The sequence below is a fragment of the Methanomethylovorans sp. PtaU1.Bin093 genome, from assembly GCF_002067275.1.
GTDB lineage: Archaea > Halobacteriota > Methanosarcinia > Methanosarcinales > Methanosarcinaceae > Methanomethylovorans.
Genome location: NZ_MVQX01000056.1, coordinates 1 through 3,584, shown reverse-complemented (window position 1 = coordinate 3,584; position 3,584 = coordinate 1). Strand labels below are relative to the sequence as shown.

At 41.4% G+C, this 3,584-nt stretch carries 3 protein-coding genes; all 3 read right to left on the bottom strand.

The features are described 5' to 3' along the window. A partial coding sequence (locus A4E24_RS06745) for a bifunctional 2-polyprenyl-6-hydroxyphenol methylase/3-demethylubiquinol 3-O-methyltransferase UbiG (protein WP_292352523.1) occupies positions 1–1,445 on the bottom strand: 1,445 nt, incomplete at its 3' end. A 16-nt stretch (positions 1,446–1,461) separates the two neighbouring features. Then, positions 1,462–2,691, bottom strand: coding sequence for an ABC transporter ATP-binding protein (locus A4E24_RS06740; protein WP_292352522.1), 1,230 nt, complete (start codon positions 2,689–2,691; stop codon positions 1,462–1,464). After that, the gene (locus tag A4E24_RS06735) at positions 2,692–3,471 is read right to left on the bottom strand and encodes an ABC transporter permease (protein ID WP_292352521.1); all 780 of its coding nucleotides are present in this window, start codon (positions 3,469–3,471) and stop codon (positions 2,692–2,694) included. It lies immediately after the preceding gene. Between the last annotated feature and the right edge of the window lie 113 nt (positions 3,472–3,584).

Genomic DNA, 3,584 nt, shown 5'->3' with positions numbered 1-3,584 from the left:
CCGATCATTGCATAATCCTGTTCACCGTAAAGAGTAGCATTTAGCATTTCTATGTTCCGGTTGAAAACTTCAGCCTGATATCTTTCTGCATCTGTGGACCCCTCATTTGTCACAAGCTTCTGCAACCTCATAGTTTCCGGCATAGGAGATGAAAATACAGCTTTGACTTCCCTGAAACCTGCGGATTCCAGCAGGAACCTTAAAGTTTCCGGATGAACGGGTTTGATATGGGTAAGATCAATATAGAAATTTGCAAAAGATGAGAAAGAAAGCGGATTCACGGTTTCTGCAATGATATAGAATCCATATTTCATCTTTTGGAAACATAGTTTCAGTAATCTGACAAGGTATGCAGGTTCCAGGTGCTCTACCACCTGGTCTATAAACACTCCATCCAGGCTGGCATCCTCTAACTTCTCAAGATGATCAAATGCATCCTCAAGTTCCACCTCGAGACCTTTTGAGCGACAGTAGTCCACCATGGTCTCATCGATATCTACTCCCTTGGAACCTATTCCGTGTTTACGCATGGTTTCAAGGAACTCTCCCCTTCCACAGCCAATATCGAGTACATTCTTACATCCTTCAAAATAACGGAGAAAGGCAGTCTGCCGTTGAGCAATATCCTCTCTGGCTCCCCGGAATCTATCTTCAAAAACAAAATAATTCACACCAGTGTCAAGCTGGGGCGGCTGTAACAGTTTCTCCGTCTGTGAGATCCCCTGTAAGTTCCGCTTATCAAGCATCTGGGCAAGCCATGCCTTTTTCTCAATATCAGTGTCCATTGCTGCAATAACTGAACGTATCATTGCTTCATTTTCTTTTTTCATTTCAGTTTTTAACATGGAAAGAGTATTGTTCATATCAGCTCTGAACTGATCGACCATTTCGCACAGTTTGCTGTTAATTATTATCTCATCATTTATCTGTTGCTTCAGAGCATGGAGCCTGTCCTCTATGTCGAATACTCGCTCATCAGTTTCCTTGAGTTCCTGTCTGATGGTTTTTGGTTCAAAAATATGCTGTTCTTTTGTTCCAAAACCGCCAATCGTATTTTCGATATTTGAAATACGGTAAGCTGCATTATTGAGAACTTTAGCCACATTTTGGTTGAAAGTTATCTGTTTAAAGACCATCGGGTCCACATATCTCCGGACTTCCCCATGTACTATCTCCCTGCCTTTGACGAGCGGTTTTCCCACAATGGGACGATGAGAGCTAATAACATAACTATTATTTTGAATATCAGAGTTAATGTTCAGATTGGTCAGTTCATCGGCAATTTCTCCCAAAGTCTTTTTTGGATCTGAGATCATCTGCCGGGCTGCCGCATCCAATTCAGGCGGATAGGTACCTTGCTCTTTTCGCTTACTGATATTCTCCCTTATCTTTCTCATGATTTCTTCAACATTCACTTCTTCATCATGTATCTCAAAAGTATCCATGTTATCCCCAACATTTTCATATTATCCATTTACAAGGCACATCGAATAGACCAGCATCCCTGCCTGTCGGGATCACATCAAAATGATATAGTTTATCATGCCAGTCATAGGGGTTATGTGTACGGCTATGTATGGCAACAGTTAACAGAAATCTTCCGGAGAGCATAGAAATGCTATCTATTTTCAGATCAATATGACCCTTACCTTCAATATGATCGATCGTTATGTCTCTCAATTCCGTATTGGTACCAAAAAGATTCTCTCCTTTTTCTGAATATAGAGCAATGCCAAAAATTGGGTCAAGTACCTTTTCGTGAGCATTATAAAGGATCCTTATGGTCATTACATCAAAGGAATTGAACCTGTTACTCAAATTACCGAATTTATCATAGAACTCGACATTTAATATCTCAACTTTCTGGTCACCCCATCGGGAGTTGTTGAGATAGGTCTGATCTTCGGCTAGGATGGCAGGATCACTATCAACTGCATTGTGGGTAGCTTCTGAAACGTTTTTTTCCTGCTCTCCATACACATATTTATCTATCACTTCAGCTGTGTTTCCTAAAGCTACTTGCTCTCCTTTGTGCAGCAGCAAGGTCCTGTCGCAGAACCTTCTGACAGAACCAAGGTCATGGGACACGAATACGATTGTTACGCCTTCTTTGCGGTAGTTGTTCAGGACATCCAGACATTTCTGCTGAAAGTCCATATCACCTACGGCAAGCACTTCATCCATCAGCAAAATTTCTGGATCTGTCTGGATGGCAGTGGAAAAAGCAAGTCTTACCTGCATTCCTGAAGAAAAGTTCTTTAATTTTGTATCCTTGAACCTCTCCAGTCCAGCAAATTCCAGTATATCATCTGTTCTTGATCTTATATCATGTTTTGACATGCCCATTATAGTGCCATAGGTCTTTATGTTCTCCACCGCTGTCATATCGGGCTGGAAACCTACTCCAAGTTCAAGGAAGGGCGTAACTTTCTTGCGGATATGTACCTCGCCTGAAGAAGGGTACAGGATCCCTGCTATTATTTTCAAAAGGGTACTTTTTCCACTTCCGTTCTCCCCAATGATCCCAAAGAACTCACCTTCCTCCACATCGAAGCTGATGTCCTTTAAAGCATCGAATACCTCATAGGATTCCGGCTTGAACACGCCTGTAAGTGCCTCGAAAAGCGTGGTTCGTTTTTCATGTGGAATGCGGAACGATTTTTCCAGTTTCTCCACTTCGATCACAGGCATTCAGATCTCCTCCGCAAACCGAGGTTCGATCCTGTTGAAAATAAAATATCCTGCAAATAGGAAAACTATTGCTGCAACAGCCATGAATATCAGATCATTCGTTTGCATGGGGGAAGAGTAGATTATTGTATCTCTTGCAGCGATTATCACCCTGGCGATCGGATTAAGAAGTGCGATGCTTCTCAGATCTGCAGGAAATACCTCGACCGTATACATTATGGGAGTTGCAAAATAGCCTGCCTGCAGCAGTACAGCCCAGATGAACTGCACATCGCGATAAAGTACATTAAGAGCCGCTAAAGCCAGGGACAGGCCAACAGACAGGACCAGAAGACAGATCAGTATGACTGGGGCCTGTAGTACGTAGATTGACAATGACACCTTGAAGTATATCATGAACAGCACAAAAACAATAGATTCAAAAACACTCATAAGCAATGCTGTCAGGCATGATGAGATCACAAAAATGTCCCTGGGAAAATATATCTTCTTAATGAGGCTTGGTTTTCCAACAATGGAATTCATTCCTATGCTGGTAGCTCTGCTAAGGAAATTCCAGATGATAATGCCCAATAAAAGGAAAAGCTGATAGTTCTCTATCTGCATTTTCATGAGATGTGAAAAAACATAATAAAGGACTGTTAGCATTAGCAGAGGTTCCAGGAGCGACCAGAAATATCCCAGAACAGAGTTCTTGTACCTCAGTTTGAACTCACTCCAAGCTAATTGCCATATCAGCTGTCTGTAAGCATACAGATTTGCAATATGTTTGACCGACATTTTCCATCCATTAGCAGCTTATAAGAATAATTCGCTATTTACTGCTTTATTTAAAAATCTGTCAATAGGTAATACTTTCATTATATAAAGTTTTGGTCTATGAACTCTAATAT

Coding starts and splice junctions, on each gene's coding strand:
- A4E24_RS06735 (WP_292352521.1), bottom strand. CDS start 3,471: ATGTCGGTCAAACATATTGCAAATCTGTATGCTTACAGACAGCTGATA.
- A4E24_RS06740 (WP_292352522.1), bottom strand. CDS start 2,691: ATGCCTGTGATCGAAGTGGAGAAACTGGAAAAATCGTTCCGCATTCCA.